This window comes from Bacillus sp. NTK071 (assembly GCF_017303315.1).
GTDB lineage: Bacteria > Bacillota > Bacilli > Bacillales > Guptibacillaceae > Guptibacillus.
The window spans coordinates 25,242-42,541 of the sequence record NZ_JAFKOI010000014.1 but is presented as its reverse complement, the minus strand read 5'-3'; the positions used below and the strand labels follow the sequence as shown (position 1 = coordinate 42,541).

Genomic DNA, 17,300 nt, shown 5'->3' with positions numbered 1-17,300 from the left:
AGTCTAAGAATAGCATCTGGATCAGCATCACAATCGCCTTTTTGATCAGCTTAACGTAACTTTCAATGCTTCTAATGCAACAATCGCTTCAATCACATCCTTCTTCCTAACAGCTGAAGAAGCAGGAAAGTGAATCGACTCTCCTTCTCTCGTCGCGTAGTCTGCGATCACATGGCTTACTCTCTCTACATTTATTGCTTCAACCCCAATCGATTCTAATGAAATCGGCAAACCAATTTCTTTATAGAAATCTAATAAGCCTCTCACCTCTTCCCACTCTCCTTCAAGCACAAGCTGCACAAGAATGCCATATGCTACTTTTTCACCATGAAGGAAGGTGTGCGCTTCCTGAACGTAAGTTAGCCCATTATGAATCGAGTGCGCGCCAGCAATGCGACCGTATCGATCACCGAGACCACCGACCATTCCTCCGGATAAAAGATTTGTTTCAATCACACGAATAAACGCATCACTCAATCGACCATTCTGTTGATCTTCAACAGCCGTTTCACCATCCTTAACAAGAACTTCTCGACAGCTTTTTGCCACCTCATACGCTAACTGAACAGGAACAGGAGTTGACGGAAGCCCTTCAATTAGCGCTCTAGCTTCATACCATTTGGCAAGCGTATCACCAATTCCAGCTCTCAAATATGCGACTGGTGAATGCAAAAGAATTTCAGGCTCTACAAGAACAAGATATGTACTTCTTGGAAAAATAGTATATGTAACAAATTTACCTTCATCTGTATATTTCACACTAAGAGGCGTCGTAGCTGCACAAGTGGAGGCGAGTGTTGGAACGAGACCAACATCCTTATTGATTTCGTTACCGACTGCTTTTGCCACATCTAGCACTTTTCCGCCACCCACACCTAAGATAAAATCTGCACTGTGAATGGTCGCTAATTCAGCCTGCCTTGCAATTTCTGTTTCCGAACATTCCCCGCTATATGTTGAATAAGCTACCTGATAGGCAGACAGATCCGGGAAGTAGTCCCGAGCAGCCTCCCAGGATTGTTTGCCTGAAATCACAAATACGTTCGCAAATCCCCCTTCATGAAGAAGACGGGGTAAGTTCTGAAGGACACCGGCACGACACTCATAAAGACCTGGCGTTGCTCTTACTTGTATAGGTTCCATTGCTAACTCCTCCTTTCTTTAATCCTTTTTCAACCGAGCTGAGAGAACATTTCCAAACGATTGGAGCCCTTGAACGAGAACAATTAAGAGAAATACCGTGACGTACATCACATCTACTTCGTACCGCAAGTGACCATATCGATAAGCAAGGTCCCCAAGACCACCAGCGCCGACAAGTCCAGCCATTGCCGTTGCTCCAATCAATCCGATGGTTGCAATCGTTAAACCAAGCACAATCGATGAACGAGATTCTCTTACAAGAACATGCCAGATGATATGTCGGGTTTTCACACCCATTGCTTCATAGGCTTCAACGACACCTCGGTCCACTTCAAGTAGCGCCGACTCCATCAACCTTGCAATATAAGGCGCCGTAAAGACAACAAGTGGCACAATAACACCTTTAACTCCAATAGTTGTGCCAGCAATCATTTTCGTAAAAGGTAAGATGAAAAATAATAGAATAATAAATGGAATCGACCTGATTACGTTAATGACCGCATTCAATAAACGAAACAGAAATTTATTCTCGAGTGCTTTTTCTGGTCGTGTTAAAACAAGCAATACGCCTAGCGGAAGGCCAATTAATACCGAGATTAAGAGTGAGATCCCAACCATTTGAAAAGTTTCAATAATCGCTTCCCATATATCTGCACCCCAGAGATCAATGAACTCCGAAACGTTAGCTGACATGTGCTTTCACCTCCTGAACATATCCTTCTACAACGACACCATTTTCTTCTAGAAAATCGACAGCACGAGCCGTTTCTTCCGCTTCCCCATCCAAGTGAACAACAAGCCTACCAAACGGCTGATCTTTCAGCTGCGTAATATTCCCGGCTAATATAGACGGATACACGTCGAATTTCTTGCTAACAAGCGCAAGAGCAGGACTGCCGGAGCTCTCCCCAATAAACGAAAGATTTACGATTTGACCTCGTTCTTTCAAACGTGAGACAAGTGACTCTGGTAGCTCATCCTGGAATAACGACTGTACGAATCGTTTTGCTGTCGTGGTTCTAGGCTTACTGAAAATATCTACTACCCTGCCTTGCTCAATGACTTTCCCATTCTCCATCACAGCCACTTCATGACAGATTTTTTGGACAACGTGCATTTCATGAGTAATGAGCAAAATTGTGATTCCAAAATCTCGATTAATTTGTTCTAACAACGCAAGAATGGATTCTGTCGTATCTGGGTCGAGCGCACTAGTTGCTTCATCGCACAAAAGCACTTCAGGCTCATGCGCAAGAGCGCGCGCAATGGCAACGCGCTGCTTCTGTCCTCCTGAAAGCTCTGAAGGATAGGCCTCACGCTTATCAGATAACCCGACGATCTCTAAATATTTATCCACTCGCGCTTCAATTTCTTTTTTCGGAACTCCGGTCAACTTAAGTGGAACAGAGATATTTTGATAAACGGTACCAGTTTTCAATAGATTAAAGGATTGGAAAATCATCCCGATTCGCTGTCTTGTTTTTCGAAGCTTTCCAGTAGACAAAGAAGTGAGATCAACGTCATTAATAAACACTTTTCCATCCGTCGGTCGCTCCAGCAGATTTACCATCCGGACGAGCGTGCTTTTACCAGCACCACTATATCCGATGACACCATAGATACTCCCTTTTTCAACCTGAATGGAAACATCATCAACTGCCTTCGTTATCGTTTCACCGCTTTTATACGTTTTCGTTATGTTTTCTAACCGGATCATCTCACCCACTCCTCTTCCAAATTACCAAGATGCAACAACAGAGCCGTTAAATTCGTCCTGGATAAATTGTTTCACTTCATCTGATTGATAGTAGTCCACTAGCTTCTGAATCCGTTCATCATCTTTGTTCTCCGTTTGTGTCGCAATTACGTTCACCCATGGTGAATCCTCTGGCTCCATTTCTAGCGAATCTTCCTTTGGTACTCGACCACTTTCCATCGCAAAGTTCGTGTTAATGGCCGCAATCGCAAGCTCGCCAAGCTGTCTAGGAATCTGAGAAGCTTCTAATGGAACAAACTCGAGATGATAAGGATTTTTTTCAATATCTTTAATTGTCGCTTTCACTCCAACGCCTTCTTTTAACTCAATAATGCCAGCTTGCTCAAACAGCATAAGCGCTCTCGGTTCACCGGTTGAATGGTTTGGTAACCCGACTTTGTCTCCTTCCTGCAATTCATCAAGACTTTCATATTGATCGGAATAAATGCCCATTGGAAAATTAATTGTCGTTGCTACTTTTGAAAGCTCTAATCCACGCTCTTTTACAAAGTCATTTAAATACGGCTCATGTTGAAAAACATTCGCATCGAGTTCTCCTTCATCTAATGCAGTGTTCGGCATCACATAGTCATTGAACGCAATGACTTCTATTTCAAACCCATCTTCAGCTGCCACTTCCTTTACTTTGTTCATCACATCTTCATGCGGACCAGCTGTTACCCCGACCTTAAGTGGCCCATCTTCTGCATCCCCAGAAGCCTCATTTCCTGAGCAACCTGCTAAAATAACCAAAATAAGTGCACCCAATAAGTATAACGATTTCTTCATCTCTCAATCTCCTCTCGAATCATCTAGTAATGTAAAGCGTTTGAGCACTAAAATATAAAAACATAACAATCCCTTTTGCCTCCAATATCCCCTCCCAATAAAAAAACTCCCTCTGTAAAGTACAGAGAGAGTTGTGTGATTTCATCATAATCAGCAGCGCTGAACTCCCTCTCATCTTTCAAACGATTGCTCGTTTGCTGGAATTAGCACCTTTCTCACGAACTGAGATGGTTGCCGGGCGTCATAGGGCCAGTCCCTCTGCCACTCTAGATAAGAGTTTTCAATATTATTTAACTATTTTTAATAGTATAGTATCTTTCACGAAAAGCGTCAAGCCGAGAAATAGTGCCTGTCACCACCCGCTATTTGTCGAAAAATGTATTATTCTCTTTCACCTAAATGATTATCAAACCAACCTGCTAGATGTTTTAACCTTTCAACTCGTAGCTCTGGATGACCGCTTCGTGATAAATTATGATCTGAATCTGGGAACCGAACGAATCTGGTTTTCTTCCCACGATGCTTTAACGCCACATACAATTGCTCCCCTTGTTCAATCGGGCAGCGGTAATCATTTTCGCTATGCAGAATTAGAAGAGGTGTTTGAATCTGATCGACGTACTTCAGAGGCGAATGATGCCATAATTTCTCAGGATTCTCATCCAAATCACTTCCTACTTCCCACTTTGTGAAAAAGTAGCCAATGTCGCTAACGCCGTAAAAGCTTTGCCAGTTTGAAATGGATCGTTGTGTAACAGCTGCTTTAAAACGATCCGTCTTCCCCACAACCCAATTCGTCATAAAGCCGCCGTAGCTTCCCCCTGTCACAAAAAGTCTCTCTTCATCAATAAAGGAATACGCCTTTATCGTAGCATCAACGCCTGCCATCAGATCCTCATAATCACCACCGCCATAATCCCCACGGCATCCATTCACGAACTCTTGCCCATACCCTTGACTTCCACGTGGATTGGTATATATAACAACATATCCTTTAGCGGCAAGAAGCTGAAATTCATGCATATATGAATTACCATACATCATATGTGGCCCACCATGAATCTCAAGAACCATAGGATACTTCATATCTTCCTTAAAATCGACTGGTTTCATGAGCCATCCTTGAATCTCCAAACCATCTTTGCCCGTGTATGTAAACATTTCTGGTATAGAGAGTTCATAGCTTTGAAGAACTTCAGCATTTGAAGTAGAAATACGCTGTTCCTTCACTCGATCACCGCTAAATGTGAGCGTAGAAATATCGCCAACATTCTCAGGATCACTAATCGCAACAGCCGCCTCGTTCACGCTCGCCACATAGTGAAAAGCGTAGTGGTGCCTGTCACCACCCGATATTTGTCGAACCGTGGAATCTACATCAGCATAGTAAATTCCTGTGTTCCCTTTTTCACTTGCAAGGAAATAGACACCTGTCCCTTCGCTATTCCACATCGCACCAGATGAAGCTCCTCCCCAGTGCATATCTGAAATTAAGACATCCGTACACTCTAGATCAACCGCATCTGTTAAGCATTTAAACTTCTTTGAATCGAGATCAATTGTCCAGATCTTATTTAGCGTTGCTCCTTCATGCTCAAAAAAATGACCAATAAAGGAAAGGCACTTTCCATCAGGAGACCATTTTGGCGCAAGAAAGCTTCCGCCCTTTTCGTTCAACAGCTCAGCTTCACACTCATCCTTCAATCGCTTGATGAACAAATCCGTCTGCATATAAGAGCCTTCCTCTTCATAACGACTCCTAGCAAAAACGACTGCTGTTCCATCAGGTGACCAACTAGGATTCGAATGATTAAACGGAGCATCTGTCAACGCCTCTATCTTCCCAGACCCTGTCGTTACTTCAACATGCATAATCTGCGTATGCTTACCATCGAGAAACCCTTTCCCATCCGCTTTATAATGCAAATCATCCACAACAAGAGGCTTCCTCACATCGTCCTTATCGTCTTCTCCATCCTTACTTAGCACAAGAAGCGCCGACCCATCCGGTTTCCACACAGGTTCTACAGCTCCATTTGGTAGCTCTGTTAGCTGTCGTGCCTCGCCGCCTACAGTTGAAATGAGCCAAATTTGATTCTTTCCAGATCGATCAGAAACAAACGCAAGTGTCTTTCCATCCGGTGACCAGCGTGGAGATTGATCTTTACACTTCCCAGCCCCTGAAGTAAAGTCACTCTCAATTCCTGTAGCACGGTTCACAAGTACAAGATTAGAAGCATACTCTTTTTCCTCTGTAATCACTTTCTTAACATACACAACATAGCATCCATCTGGTGACAGCTGTGGATCCCCAACAAACGTGAGGTCATACAGCGACTCTTCATTTATCATTGCTTGATCTATACTCATATCTACTTCCATTGCTTACACTTCCTTTCATCAGTTCTACTTCCCTTACATAGATTGAATTCCTGCAACAGAAAATTGTTTAGTAGTCTTTTGAAATGTAGCGATTCATTTATCACCTCACCAAAAAGTGAGTTATTCCCTTTTATCCAAAATATTCAATAAAAGAGAGAGGGATAAGAATGTACGTTCTTGTTTCGCCCATTATTTCCTGAACTCCCGCTCACTTTCATAGCAATTTCACATCGTTTTTATGCAATACATCTCAAAACGGTATTTGAATCATCTCATTGTGAGATGTATAATGAAATTAATAAATTGAAAGCGGTCACTTAACTTGTCCTACCGCTTAAAATACCAGGGAGGATTTACAATGAGCCAGCAAGCACGAAACCAATTTATTGAACTTTTGTGCGACAAAACGACAATGAACAGGGAAGATGTTCTAAGGATGTCTGATGCGGAAGTAGAATATTTTCACTGGCTCTACTTTGATGAATCACCAGCGGACCTGATGTAACTTATATGAACATTCACATCCCCTGCAGGAGCTTTCCTGCAGGGGATGTTTTGGTATAACGTCTTCGCCGAGAAAACAGTTGCCTATTAAAGCGGTCAGGTGGGTTACCGGTACCTCCCCTCATTTTTCACTCCTTCTCCATTCCCTCCATCACCTCAACAAAGTTCCCATCTTTTCTTTCGAGCATTTCTCTCGCTTCATCCACTCCTACTTTCAGCAATATCATAATCACTGCCATGCGTGCATCACCTTCCGCTAGCTCGCTATAACGCATAGCCTCACGTTCTGAAACCCCAGTCAACTCCTGAATAATCGAAACCGTCCGCTTCCGCAACTTCTCATTCGAAGCCTGCACATTCACCATCAAATTTTTATACACTTTTCCAAGCTTAATCATCGATGCAGTTGTTATCATGTTCAAAACCATCTTTTGTGCAGTACCCGCTTTTAATCTAGTGGATCCTGTCACAACTTCAGCTCCTACTGGCAACTCGATCGCATAGGTCACAAATTTTGATAGCTCTGATTTCCTATTACATGCGATTCCAGCAGTCGGCACGCCCAACTGATTCGCTGCTTCAATAGCTCCAAGAACATAAGGCGTTCGACCACTTGAAGCAATACCAATCACCATATCATTTGAGTTTACGTGCTTTCGAACATCCTCTGCTCCTGTTTCCTTACTATCTTCAGCGCCTTCAATAGGATACCGAAGCGCACGATCACCGCCAGCAATAATGCCATTTACAAGGTCTGCTGCAACGCCGAATGTCGGAGGACATTCGGAAGCATCCAACACACCAAGACGCCCGCTCGTGCCAGCTCCGAAATAAAATAGTTTGCCGCCATTTTTCATCACCGCTACAGCGCAATCGATTACACGCTCAATTTGAGGCAATGCTCCTTTTACAATGACGGGTACGCTATGGTCTTCTTCATTCATCAGCTCGATGATCTCGAGTGTCGTAAACTGATGAAGGCGTTCCGATTTCATATTTCTCGTTTCAGTATTAGTATAATTATCTTTCATCTCCATCTCTCCACTCCATTAGCTGCCGTGAGACGACAGTAAATTTTCTTTCTGTTGATCTGTTATCGTTCCACCTCGGGGAAACAGCAAGGCACAGATACAAGCACCAGCTGCTGGGGAGAGAGCTGGATAACAAACCTCGCCCACCAACTTGTTCTCATTTCTCACATCCACAAAGCTTCTCCTGAAAAAATCAGATTGAAAGAGACCACCACAAACGACGAGTTTATCGTCCCCCCCTTCAATCGCCTTCGTTAAGTCATTCAACTGAGACAGTGCTTTATTCACAATCATCATCGCTGATCGGTTCTTCTTTTCAGCAAGCAAAATCACGACTTGCGCGATTGAAGCGATTTTCATACGAGGGTAGGGATCTTCATAAATGGACGTTATCAATTCGGGAACATTTGTAAGCTTTAGAAAAGAAAGCACCTCTGTTACAAACGTCTCATCCCGCTTTTCCCTTCCATCATGCATCGAGGCCACCATACGAAGCGCCTGTCGCCCAATATCATAGCCGCTGCCTTCATCACCAAATAAAAATCCCCATCCACCTATGCGTCGATTCTCACCTCCGCTAATTGAATAGGCAATCGATCCTGTCCCCGCAATTAAAACGGTACCTTCCATCGTAAACGTGCCACTTGCTAACGCTCCATAAGCATCGTTTTTCACTACGATAAAACCAGTCACCGGAAGCGTTTCTTTCATCCACTTCTTCCATCTCACTTGATCCTCTTCTCGATCTCCACCCGCAGTGGATACAAATATCCCTTCAAGCACTCCACCTTGTAACCTATTAGTTAATTCCAACACGACATGCTGAATCGCTGATCGCACGTCCACTTCCTTGCGAGATTTCAGATTCGTAGATCCTGCCGTACTTTTCGCGACTATCATACCATCAGCATCGCACAAGAGCCCGACTGTTTTCGTTCCACCGCCGTCTATTCCGATGTAGTACTTTCTATTTGATTGCACCTTGTGTTAGTCCCTCCATAAATTGTTTGGAAGCAATGAAAAAGAGAACAATCATTGGAAGTGACGCAAGCGTGAGTCCCGCAAATAGTGCTCCCCAGTCTGCAGAGTATTCACCAAAAAGTGAAAGCATCCCAACTGGTATCGTTTTTTTCAAATCGTCCGTTATGAAGATAAGTGGGAAGAAGAAATCGTTCCACGACTGAATGAATTGAATAATCATCACCGTTCCGAGCGCTGGCCTCATAAGTGGCAGAACGACATTCCATAGAATACGAAGGTTGCCTGCCCCGTCAATTCGAGCGGCTTCTTCAAGCTCCCTCGGCATCGTTCGGAAGAAGCCAGTTAGAATAAGAATGGAGAGAGGAATGCCTGTAGCCACATACATAAAAATAAGCGACCAGAGAGAGTTCAATAGATTCAAGTCCTTCATAAGAATGAAGAGTGGCACGATCCCTAGCTTGATCGGTAGCATCATCCCCATCAGAAAGAAAAAGAAAATCGCGTTGTTCCATACATAAGTAAAACGAGCGATGTAAAAAGCCGCAAGTGATGATGTGATAAGAATAAGTAAAACAGATACGACACTGACAAACACGCTGTTCATGAAATACGTTGTAAATGGAATGATTTCAAGCAGGTTTCGATACGTATCAAGGTTGAACGTCTTCGGTAAAGCTAGCGGACTCGTGAAAATTTCAGCACTTGTTTTAAATGAAGAGAGAATCATTAATAGAATCGGATAGATGCTGATTGAAGCGACCAGGAAAGCAAATACATAGTAAAACGGTCTCGTCCATATTGTGTGATTCATAGAAACTCCCCCCTTACATGTCCACTTGTTTTTTCTGCATGTATCGTAAATAGAGTGCGGTAAAAAATGAAATAAAGATAAACAGCACAACCGCGAGCGCTGATCCTAATCCAACAGCTGTTGTTGAACCACCAGCTGATCCCCCAAATGCTAGGCGATAGAAATAAATCGCGAGGGTATCTGTTGAATGATAAGGTTCTCCCTGTGATCCCTGCATCGCATATACAAGTTCAAACGCTTCAAATGACTGTATAAACGTAAGAACCGTCATAATCATGAAGGAAGGGACCATTAATGGAAGAATAATTTTTCGAATCATCGGCAGTCCGTCTGCCCCATCGAGCTTCCCTGCTTCAAATAACTCTTTCGGGATTGACTGTAAACCAGCAAGGAAAATAAGGACGCCGAACCCAATGCCATACCAACAGTTTACGAGAATAATCGAAATGAGAGCCGTATCAGGATCACCTAGCCACGCTTTCTGCAATTGCTCGAGCCCGAGCTTTTCTAGAATTACATTTAGCGCCCCGTAGTTCGGATTCAGAATAAGCTTCCATAGAAAACCAACCACAATCACCGACAATAGCCGAGGCAAAAAGTATGCGATCTTCAGGAATTCAGAGCCTCTAACTTTTTTATAAATAATATAAGCAAGAATAAAAGCGAGACCATTCTGGAAAATCATCTGTAGCACAAAATATAGAATGTTGTGACCGAAGGCATTCCAGAACAAACCTGAAAAAGGTTCAAGCGTAAACAGATCTTTAAAGTTCTTTAATCCAACAAACTCCCCACGCACGATCCCTTTCCAATCAAAGAAACTATATGTAAGTGCTGCAAACAATGGATATACGACGAAAGTTCCATAAATAAGCAAGGCGGGAATAGGGAAAAGGTGGATGGTCCACCTTTTCCAGTTCCTCTGTTTTTTTATTTTAACGACTGAATCTGAATTCATGGCTGGTTTCATATTCTCCGCCCCTTAATTACTGTAGTGGTTCATACCATGACTTCGCGCTTTCCTGTACAGCGTTCGCTACTTCTTCTGGTGTACGTTCACCTAGGTACATTCCCTGAAGCTCGGTTTCAATCGTAGCTTTTGTTGATGGATTACCACCTGCGAAATGAACGAGCATCATGTATGGTGTCGACTGTTCTTCTACCGCTTTACTAAGCGAATTGACAAGCTCATCTTCAGACTCGATTCCAGGAATCGCACTGATCATTTTAAACTCCTCCGTGAACATTGTGCCGAACTCTTCTGTTGTCATAAACTGAAGAAATTTCTTCGCAGCTTCTTTATGCTCGGAACTAGCATTGATTGCATATGAACCATCCACCCATGTTGTGATTGTTGGCTCTTTACCAACTGCGGACGGCATTGGGAAGAAGCCAAGCTCTAGTTCTGGATTCATTTCACGAAGCACTTCAATTTCCCAGCTACCAAGTGGGAACATCGCAGCGTCACCTGTAAAGAACATGGTTCGAATATCTTCCATTCCTAGACCTTTATAGTTATCAGGGAAGAACTGTTTGATTTCGTCCATTGCATCAATCGAGCTCTGAAACTCATCACTTGTAAAATCTGTTTCTCCAGCTGTGATGTTATCCACGAATTCATTCCCACCGTAATGCGCAGGCCCAATAATGCCGTGTGAAAGGGACAACAACCAGCCTTCTTTCGTTCCTAGTGAAATAGGGGTAATCCTTTCATCTTTAATCTTTTTGCTCAGCGTTATAAACTCATCCCACGTTTGTGGTTCTTCTAGTCCAAGATCATCGAAAATCTTCTTATTGTAGAACATTTGCGTTGTACTAATATTCAGTGGCACGCCATACTGCTTGTCATCCGATCCTTTTGAAGCGGCGAGCGTTTCCTCAGGATACTGATCAAGTCCTTCTAGATCAAGCGGTTCAAGATACCCTGCATCAGCAAGCTCAATACCTGGTGTGTAAGGACGAAGATGAATAATATCAGGACCTTCTCCACTTTGAAGTGCAGTATTAAGAATCGTATTGTACTCCGTATTCTTCGATGGTTTAAATTCCACGTTAATATCCGGGTTCTCTTCATTAAACTTGTCGATTACCTTTTGATAGCTTCCTTTATCTTCCGTTCGCCAGCTGCCAATGGTTAGCGTAACTTCTCCCTCTGAATCTCCTGAATTGCCACCACTTTGTGAGCTACATGCGGACAACACTAGAATAAAAGCTAGAAAACCAACAAACGTTAACGCTTTCATTTTCTTCAAAACGTTTCCCCCTTAGTTAATGTAGTTGATATCAATGAATGAAGATGAGGCCTGATCTGTTTCATATTGTGATGCCTTCCGTAATGAACTATATTCGTTAAGAAGGTCACAATAAGTTCTTCCTTTGGATCAATCCAGAGACTTGTTCCTGTAAATCCCGTGTGGCCGAAGCTTCCTTCTGACCACCTCCTTCCACATGAGAGTGGCGCTCCATGTCCACTCCATACTTCAAATCCAAGACCTCTGTTCCCTACCACATGAGTCCTTGCACGTTTTATGACTGCATCTGATAGTACATCCTGGCTCGCAGGATAAAGAAAAGAATGACCAAACTTCGCAACATCACTTGCGGTCGAAAAGAGACCCGCACTTCCGCTCGCTCCACCAAGAAGGAGCGCTTTCTCATCATGAACTTCTCCTTGAATGTAATGATTGTGATACCATTCTGTTGAAGCAATATGATCAATCGTAGAAGGATTGAACCCTGTTTCCGTCAGTCCCCACGGCTTATATAAATGGGTGTCGGTGAACGTAGGAAGATTCATTCCGCTTATCTTTTCAATCACTTTTCCTAGTAAAATCATGCCGATATCACTGTACTGCACCTTTTTACCTGGCTCTGATACGAGTCTTGATTGAATGATTTCTTGAAGGATATCCCTTTGAACATCCCGCATAACGGGAGGTTCAAGGTCTGCCGGAAGTCCTGCTGTATGCGTAAGAGCGTGCCAAATGGTAACGTCTGGATGCTGATAGTCTTTGAGGTAGGTTTGTATGGACTGATCAAGTTCAAGTGATGTATGCTCGAGCATCCATAGAATGGAAGGAAGGGTTGCCATCACTTTTGTTAGCGAGGCAAGGTCAAACTTTGTCGTTGTGGTAACGGGACATTCATGTTGATAGCGGTCGATATAATGACCATAAGCCTGGTGAAAAACAGTCTTTCTATGATGCTGTACATGTAGAACGGCTCCTGGTAGTTCTTTCTGATCGACTAGCTTTTGGAGATATGTATCGACATCAAACATGCTTTTTAACATCCTCAACAGCTTTGCGCGTTCGTTCAAGCGCCGCGACGCTTTCGTCATAATTGCGACTTGTTAGGCCAACGTATAAAATATCAATAACGTTTAGCTGAGAAATACGGGAGCTCATCGCGCCGCTTCGAATGCTTTTCTCAAGCGAGCTTGTGAAAAGCTTAATGTCAGCCAGATCTGAGACGGGATTTGCACCGTACTTTGTTAACGTTAACACTTTAGCACCGTTATCTTTCGCGATTTGGAGCGATTCAATAATGTCTTTCGTCTGACCTGAATAAGAGATGCCAAACACAACATCCTGCTCACCGAGGTTTGCGCTAATGGTGCCCTGCGTATCATAATCAACAGCCGCTTCACACCAGCGATTAATGCGTGAGAGCTTCTGTTTAAAATCCTGCGCAATTAAGCCTGATGCACCGATACCGTAAAGCGCGATTTTTCTTGCCTGATCGAGTGCTTCAATGGCTTTCTCGACCTCATCTTTCGATAGAACGGAAATTGTGTCGTTAATCGATTGAATGTTGTTGTTTGATACATTTGCGATGAACGAATCCACTGTTCCATCAATCGAAATTTCCTGATAAGACTTGTTCGAATACTTTGTCGCAAGATCGCCTGCAATCCGAAGCTTTAATTCTTGAAATCCCTTGTAACTAAGGGTGCGTGCCAGACGAATGATCGTGGCTTCGCTCACCTCTGTCCTTTGGGAAAGCTTCTGAATAGACAGGTTAATCACTTCTTCTGGAAAATCGATGATATACTCTGCGACTTTTCGTTCTGACGGTTTTAAAGAAGTGATGGATTCCTGAATGCTAATTAATCCTCCGTTCACATGCCACCCCCCTTTCTTGAATTTTCTAATAATTTATTCTAGTGTATCAAGTTTTATTTATTAAATAAATACTTTCCCTGAAGTTTTGTTACATTTTTATAAAGAGCTTTTTGTATACTTTTGTTATAAAGCGGGTGATTTGCGCTCCAGGATGCTCGCTTTCCGCGGGGCGGGCGGTGAGCCTCCTCGTCGCTTACGCTCCTGTGGGGTCTCACCTGTCCCGCTAGTCCCGCAGGAGTCGAGCATCCTTCCGCTCCAATCAACTAAGTGAGGTTCTCTATAGAAAAATCTTTTAAAAGCTTTTAGAAAAGAGCTTTTATAAATAAAGCACCTGCGACATGTCGTCACAAGTGCTCTTTCCGTACGGTTAATAAAGCAAGTAATCTTCTCTCACTTCGTTAAAGTCTGTTAAATCGTCCTGCCATTGTTGTTCCATTTCTTCAACGCTTTTACCATCTTCAATTGCTTGACGAATCCAGCCGTTACCGACGAGTAGGTCAAAGAATGAGACGCCTGCGCTATTTTCTGCGCGGAATTCAAAGTCGTTTGGATAGAGATCGTGAATGGTTTTGACGAGACTTAATCCAGTTTTCACTGGTTTGTACGCTTCTTTGTCCGTCACATGAAGTTGAACACCGTGTGTTAATTTACCCGCATGCTTTGAGAAAGAAGGCGTAAACGATGCTGCTCTGAAATCAACGCCAGGAAGTTCAAGGCGATTAAGTTCTTTTGCAAGTTCGGTGGAATTGATGAATGGAGCACCGATCAATTCAAAAGGTTTCGTGGTTCCGCGTCCTTCTGAAACGTTCGTTCCTTCAATTAATGCCGCCCCTGGATAGACAAGCGCTGTATCAAGCGTTGGCATATTAGGAGATGGAAGGACCCACTCGGGTGGCGTGTCATCGTAATACATATCACGCTTCCACTTATCCATTTCAACAACCGTTAAATCAGCACCAATCTCAAATTCTTTATTAAAAAGCATCGCAAGTTCTCCAACCGTCATGCCATGACGAAGTGGAATCTCATATTTTCCTACGAAAGACGAGTATTCATCGTCAAGAACAGGTCCTTCAACCGCTTCACCGCCAAGAGGATTCGGGCGATCAAGAACGATAAACTCAATGTCATTTTCCTTAGCCGCTTCCATCGCATAAGCCATCGTATAAATGTACGTGTAGAAGCGCGTTCCAACATCTTGGATATCGAAGAGAAGAACATCAATGCCTTCTAACATCTCTGGTGTTGGTTTTTTGGTAGATCCATAGAGACTATATACAGGAAGTCCTGTTTCTTCATCAATATAATACTCCACATATTCACCAGCCTGAGCACTCCCGCGCACGCCATGTTCAGGACCATAAAGTGCTTTAAGATCAACGTCTGGATCGTTATGAAGTAAATCAACAATACTCGTTAGATTTTGATCAACCCCTGTTGGATTTGTAATCAGTCCAACACTCTTCCCTTCAATCAAGGCTTTTTGTTCATCTAAAAGGACTTCAACACCAAGCTTGAATTTATTCTTATGCTTATGATGACCATAAGCGTTACCATTTCCTTTGTTATCAGCAAGCGCTACGGACAATGAAGACAGCATGAGAATCGACGTTAACTGCATAACCAACCACTTTTTCATCGTATTCCTCCCCGTTTATATGTTGAACTTAGTACGTTAACCCATGACCAAAGTGATAAAGCACATCGTCATTTTCCCCGGGTATTGTAACTGGAAGCTTACCAGAAGGTACATTTTCACCAAAAATTGTTGCAGCCGTTGCCTCAAAGCTCGCTGTTCTAAATCCATATTGGGCAATGTAGCTATCCACATTCGGATACGCCATGATGTCGTATGGATTGCGGATGCCGACTGCGATTACTGGAGCATCTGTTACGTTCAGAATATTTTCGACCATCTTCATTTGAGGATGATTCGGTGATCGCGTGCCGACGCTGTAAGTATATGTTCCGATGATAATTTTATCGGCTGAAGCGAGCGTTTCCCGCTGTTCATCCGTTAGTTCATACGTTGAATTCACCGAAATAACAGAAGAGTTATCATGCTGAGATGTAACGGCATCACCCAGTGAATCGACAAAGCTTCTGCCGACGACAACAACGTGCTCGTCGCTACCTTCATCAAGTGGGAGAACACTGTCGTTCTTTACAAGCGTAATCGATTTATTTGCTGCTTCCTGTTCAACAGCTTTATGCTCCTCGGATCCAACTACCTTAAGCGCACCTTCTATTTGATCGTTTACATTAGCTGGATGTTCCGATTTAATAATGCCTCGCTTTACTTTTAGCGTAAGGATGCGTTCAACGGAAGCTTCAATTCGTTCTTCAGAAATCTCACCTGTTTCGACTGCATCAAGCAAGCCATGAGCTACTTCAGGAAGACCAACAGGCATCAATACAATATCTGTCCCAGCTTTTACAGCACGAATCGCTGCATCCACAGAACCGAAGTGATCCTGGATGGCGTTCATATTCATCGCATCTGTTGTAATGACGCCCTCATATCCCATTTCTTCTCGCATTAGCTCTGTGAGCACTTTGTGAGATAAGGTTGCTGGAAGCGAAATTTCAGTTCCATCCTTTTTCGAAATCACTTTTGTATCATCGATTTTCGGGAAAGTGACGTGAGCTGTCATAATGGCGTCAATTCCAGCATCCATCGCCTGCTGGAATGGATAGAGCTCGACTTTCTTAAGACGTTCTTTATCATGTGGTACCTCTGGAAGACCAAGATGGGAATCGACCGCTGTGTCACCATGACCAGGGAAGTGTTTGGCAGTTGCTGCTACGCCTGTTTCCTGAAGCCCTTTCGTGTAAGCAATCCCGAGATCAGCCACAAGCTCAGGATCTTCTCCAAACGAGCGAACTCCGATTACAGGGTTATCCGGATTGTTGTTCACATCCATATCTGGCGCGAAGTTCATGTTCAATCCGAGTGATTCAAGCTCTTCTCCAATCGCATGCCCCACATCATGTGCTAAGCTTTCTGATCGCGTTGCACCAAGTGCCATGTTCCCAGGCATATCCGTTCCAGACTGAAGACGCGTTACAATTCCGCCTTCTTGATCAATTGTCATTAGCATGCCGTATTTTTCAGAAGCCTTCTGATAATCGGATACGAGCTTCGTTGTTTGTTCAGTCGTCACAACGTTCTCTCTAAATAAAATAACGCCACCAAGATGGTATTCTTTGATTTGCGCTTCGATTTCAGGAAGCATTTCAGTCACATTTTTACCATTCCAGTTCCGGTAATCTGGCATCAGCATTTGACCGACTTTCTCTTCAATCGTCATCCCATCGATTGCGTTTTGGATGATACCGTATTGCTTGCCTTTTTGTTTAATGAGTCTAGCTTTTGACGCTTTTTTGGAAGACTTGTCTACTTTGTAGTCAAGAGCAATTCGATCGGAGTGTGAGCCATCAGAAACGCTGATAAACGTACGACCACGCTTACCTGTTAGCATAACTTTTCCGTCTTCATCAACTTTCGCCACATTCTTGTTGGATGATTTCCAGGTTAGATATTGCTCTGTTTTCATAAAATGACCGTCATCATAGAGATGTAAGGCATTTAATGTAATTGTGTTTCCGTCAAATTCCGGACTTGCTTCAGGTACATTTTCCATTAGTATTAAATCCGAGGCATTCCTTTCTTCTGCAGACGCTTTCCCCGGCAGCATTCCTTGCGAGAAAACCATTAGTAACGCAAGAAAGCATACGATCATTCGTTTACACCGTACTCCCATTTCTACCCCTCCTGA

15 protein-coding genes and 1 riboswitch are annotated in these 17,300 nt (G+C 43.3%); of the genes, 1 reads left to right on the top strand and 14 read right to left on the bottom strand.

Translation table 11 applies throughout. The annotated features are described in order from the left end of the window. Positions 1–45: 45 nt before the first annotated feature. From JI666_RS17005 to JI666_RS16985, 5 genes are all read right to left on the bottom strand, one after another. Positions 46–1,143, bottom strand: a complete 1,098-nt coding sequence (locus JI666_RS17005; RefSeq protein WP_206894063.1) for an iron-containing alcohol dehydrogenase family protein — start codon at positions 1,141–1,143, stop codon at positions 46–48. Positions 1,144–1,161: 18 nt separating this feature from the next. After that, the gene (locus JI666_RS17000; RefSeq protein ID WP_136946967.1) at positions 1,162–1,836 is read right to left on the bottom strand and encodes a methionine ABC transporter permease; all 675 of its coding nucleotides are present in this window, start codon (positions 1,834–1,836) and stop codon (positions 1,162–1,164) included. Next, positions 1,826–2,860 carry a methionine ABC transporter ATP-binding protein gene (locus JI666_RS16995; protein WP_206894062.1) on the bottom strand — a complete coding sequence of 345 codons (1,035 nt, stop codon included), beginning with the start codon at positions 2,858–2,860 and terminating at the stop codon, positions 1,826–1,828. The genes JI666_RS17000 and JI666_RS16995 overlap by 11 nt, the downstream gene beginning before the upstream one ends. A gap of 21 nt (positions 2,861–2,881) precedes the next feature. Then, positions 2,882–3,688: a MetQ/NlpA family ABC transporter substrate-binding protein gene (locus JI666_RS16990; RefSeq protein ID WP_206894061.1), complete on the bottom strand. Its 807-nt coding sequence runs from the start codon at positions 3,686–3,688 to the stop codon at positions 2,882–2,884. Positions 3,689–3,856: 168 nt separating this feature from the next. Further along, a riboswitch (SAM riboswitch) is annotated at positions 3,857–3,965 on the bottom strand. A gap of 104 nt (positions 3,966–4,069) precedes the next feature. Continuing rightward, on the bottom strand, positions 4,070–6,070 hold the full coding sequence (locus JI666_RS16985; RefSeq protein WP_206894059.1) for a S9 family peptidase: 2,001 nt from the start codon (positions 6,068–6,070) through the stop codon (positions 4,070–4,072). Positions 6,071–6,428: 358 nt separating this feature from the next. Here JI666_RS16985 and JI666_RS16980 point away from each other — a divergent pair, with 358 nt between their 5' ends. Further along, positions 6,429–6,575, top strand: coding sequence for a BH0509 family protein (locus JI666_RS16980; RefSeq protein WP_206894056.1), 147 nt, complete (start codon positions 6,429–6,431; stop codon positions 6,573–6,575). Positions 6,576–6,702: 127 nt separating this feature from the next. On the opposite strand, the gene murQ is transcribed toward JI666_RS16980, so the two are convergent. The 9 genes from murQ to JI666_RS16935 all read right to left on the bottom strand — a co-directional run bounded on the left by murQ (position 6,703) and on the right by JI666_RS16935 (position 17,285). Next, positions 6,703–7,605 carry an N-acetylmuramic acid 6-phosphate etherase gene (murQ, locus tag JI666_RS16975; protein WP_206894055.1) on the bottom strand — a complete coding sequence of 301 codons (903 nt, stop codon included), beginning with the start codon at positions 7,603–7,605 and terminating at the stop codon, positions 6,703–6,705. Between the two features lie 18 nt (positions 7,606–7,623). Beyond that, positions 7,624–8,586 (bottom strand): N-acetylglucosamine kinase, encoded by a 963-nt coding sequence (locus tag JI666_RS16970; RefSeq protein WP_206894051.1) that lies wholly within the window; start codon positions 8,584–8,586, stop codon positions 7,624–7,626. Further along, the gene (locus JI666_RS16965; protein ID WP_206894049.1) at positions 8,573–9,397 is read right to left on the bottom strand and encodes a carbohydrate ABC transporter permease; all 825 of its coding nucleotides are present in this window, start codon (positions 9,395–9,397) and stop codon (positions 8,573–8,575) included. The genes JI666_RS16970 and JI666_RS16965 overlap by 14 nt, the downstream gene beginning before the upstream one ends. A gap of 13 nt (positions 9,398–9,410) precedes the next feature. Then, entirely contained in the window at positions 9,411–10,367 is a 957-nt protein-coding gene (locus JI666_RS16960) for a carbohydrate ABC transporter permease (RefSeq protein WP_206894048.1), read from the bottom strand. Positions 10,368–10,383: 16 nt separating this feature from the next. Next, the gene (locus JI666_RS16955; protein WP_206894158.1) at positions 10,384–11,640 is read right to left on the bottom strand and encodes an ABC transporter substrate-binding protein; all 1,257 of its coding nucleotides are present in this window, start codon (positions 11,638–11,640) and stop codon (positions 10,384–10,386) included. Positions 11,641–11,645: 5 nt separating this feature from the next. Continuing rightward, positions 11,646–12,677 (bottom strand): serine hydrolase domain-containing protein, encoded by a 1,032-nt coding sequence (locus tag JI666_RS16950; protein ID WP_206894047.1) that lies wholly within the window; start codon positions 12,675–12,677, stop codon positions 11,646–11,648. Further along, positions 12,670–13,521, bottom strand: coding sequence for a MurR/RpiR family transcriptional regulator (locus tag JI666_RS16945; RefSeq protein WP_206894046.1), 852 nt, complete (start codon positions 13,519–13,521; stop codon positions 12,670–12,672). Before JI666_RS16945 ends, JI666_RS16950 begins: the two co-directional genes overlap by 8 nt. 367 nt (positions 13,522–13,888) lie before the next feature. Further along, positions 13,889–15,160, bottom strand: a complete 1,272-nt coding sequence (locus JI666_RS16940) for an exo-beta-N-acetylmuramidase NamZ family protein (RefSeq protein ID WP_206894045.1) — start codon at positions 15,158–15,160, stop codon at positions 13,889–13,891. Positions 15,161–15,188: 28 nt separating this feature from the next. Further along, positions 15,189–17,285, bottom strand: a complete 2,097-nt coding sequence (locus JI666_RS16935) for a glycoside hydrolase family 3 N-terminal domain-containing protein (protein WP_206894044.1) — start codon at positions 17,283–17,285, stop codon at positions 15,189–15,191. Positions 17,286–17,300 lie beyond the last annotated feature (15 nt).

Coding starts and splice junctions, on each gene's coding strand:
- JI666_RS16950 (WP_206894047.1), bottom strand. CDS start 12,677: ATGTTTGATGTCGATACATATCTCCAAAAGCTAGTCGATCAGAAAGAA.
- murQ (WP_206894055.1), bottom strand. CDS start 7,605: ATGAAAGATAATTATACTAATACTGAAACGAGAAATATGAAATCGGAA.
- JI666_RS17005 (WP_206894063.1), bottom strand. CDS start 1,143: ATGGAACCTATACAAGTAAGAGCAACGCCAGGTCTTTATGAGTGTCGT.
- JI666_RS16935 (WP_206894044.1), bottom strand. CDS start 17,285: ATGGGAGTACGGTGTAAACGAATGATCGTATGCTTTCTTGCGTTACTA.
- JI666_RS16960 (WP_206894048.1), bottom strand. CDS start 10,367: ATGAAACCAGCCATGAATTCAGATTCAGTCGTTAAAATAAAAAAACAG.
- JI666_RS16955 (WP_206894158.1), bottom strand. CDS start 11,640: ATGAAAGCGTTAACGTTTGTTGGTTTTCTAGCTTTTATTCTAGTGTTG.
- JI666_RS16965 (WP_206894049.1), bottom strand. CDS start 9,397: ATGAATCACACAATATGGACGAGACCGTTTTACTATGTATTTGCTTTC.
- JI666_RS16980 (WP_206894056.1), top strand. CDS start 6,429: ATGAGCCAGCAAGCACGAAACCAATTTATTGAACTTTTGTGCGACAAA.
- JI666_RS16940 (WP_206894045.1), bottom strand. CDS start 15,160: ATGAAAAAGTGGTTGGTTATGCAGTTAACGTCGATTCTCATGCTGTCT.
- JI666_RS16985 (WP_206894059.1), bottom strand. CDS start 6,070: ATGGAAGTAGATATGAGTATAGATCAAGCAATGATAAATGAAGAGTCG.
- JI666_RS16995 (WP_206894062.1), bottom strand. CDS start 2,860: ATGATCCGGTTAGAAAACATAACGAAAACGTATAAAAGCGGTGAAACG.
- JI666_RS17000 (WP_136946967.1), bottom strand. CDS start 1,836: ATGTCAGCTAACGTTTCGGAGTTCATTGATCTCTGGGGTGCAGATATA.
- JI666_RS16990 (WP_206894061.1), bottom strand. CDS start 3,688: ATGAAGAAATCGTTATACTTATTGGGTGCACTTATTTTGGTTATTTTA.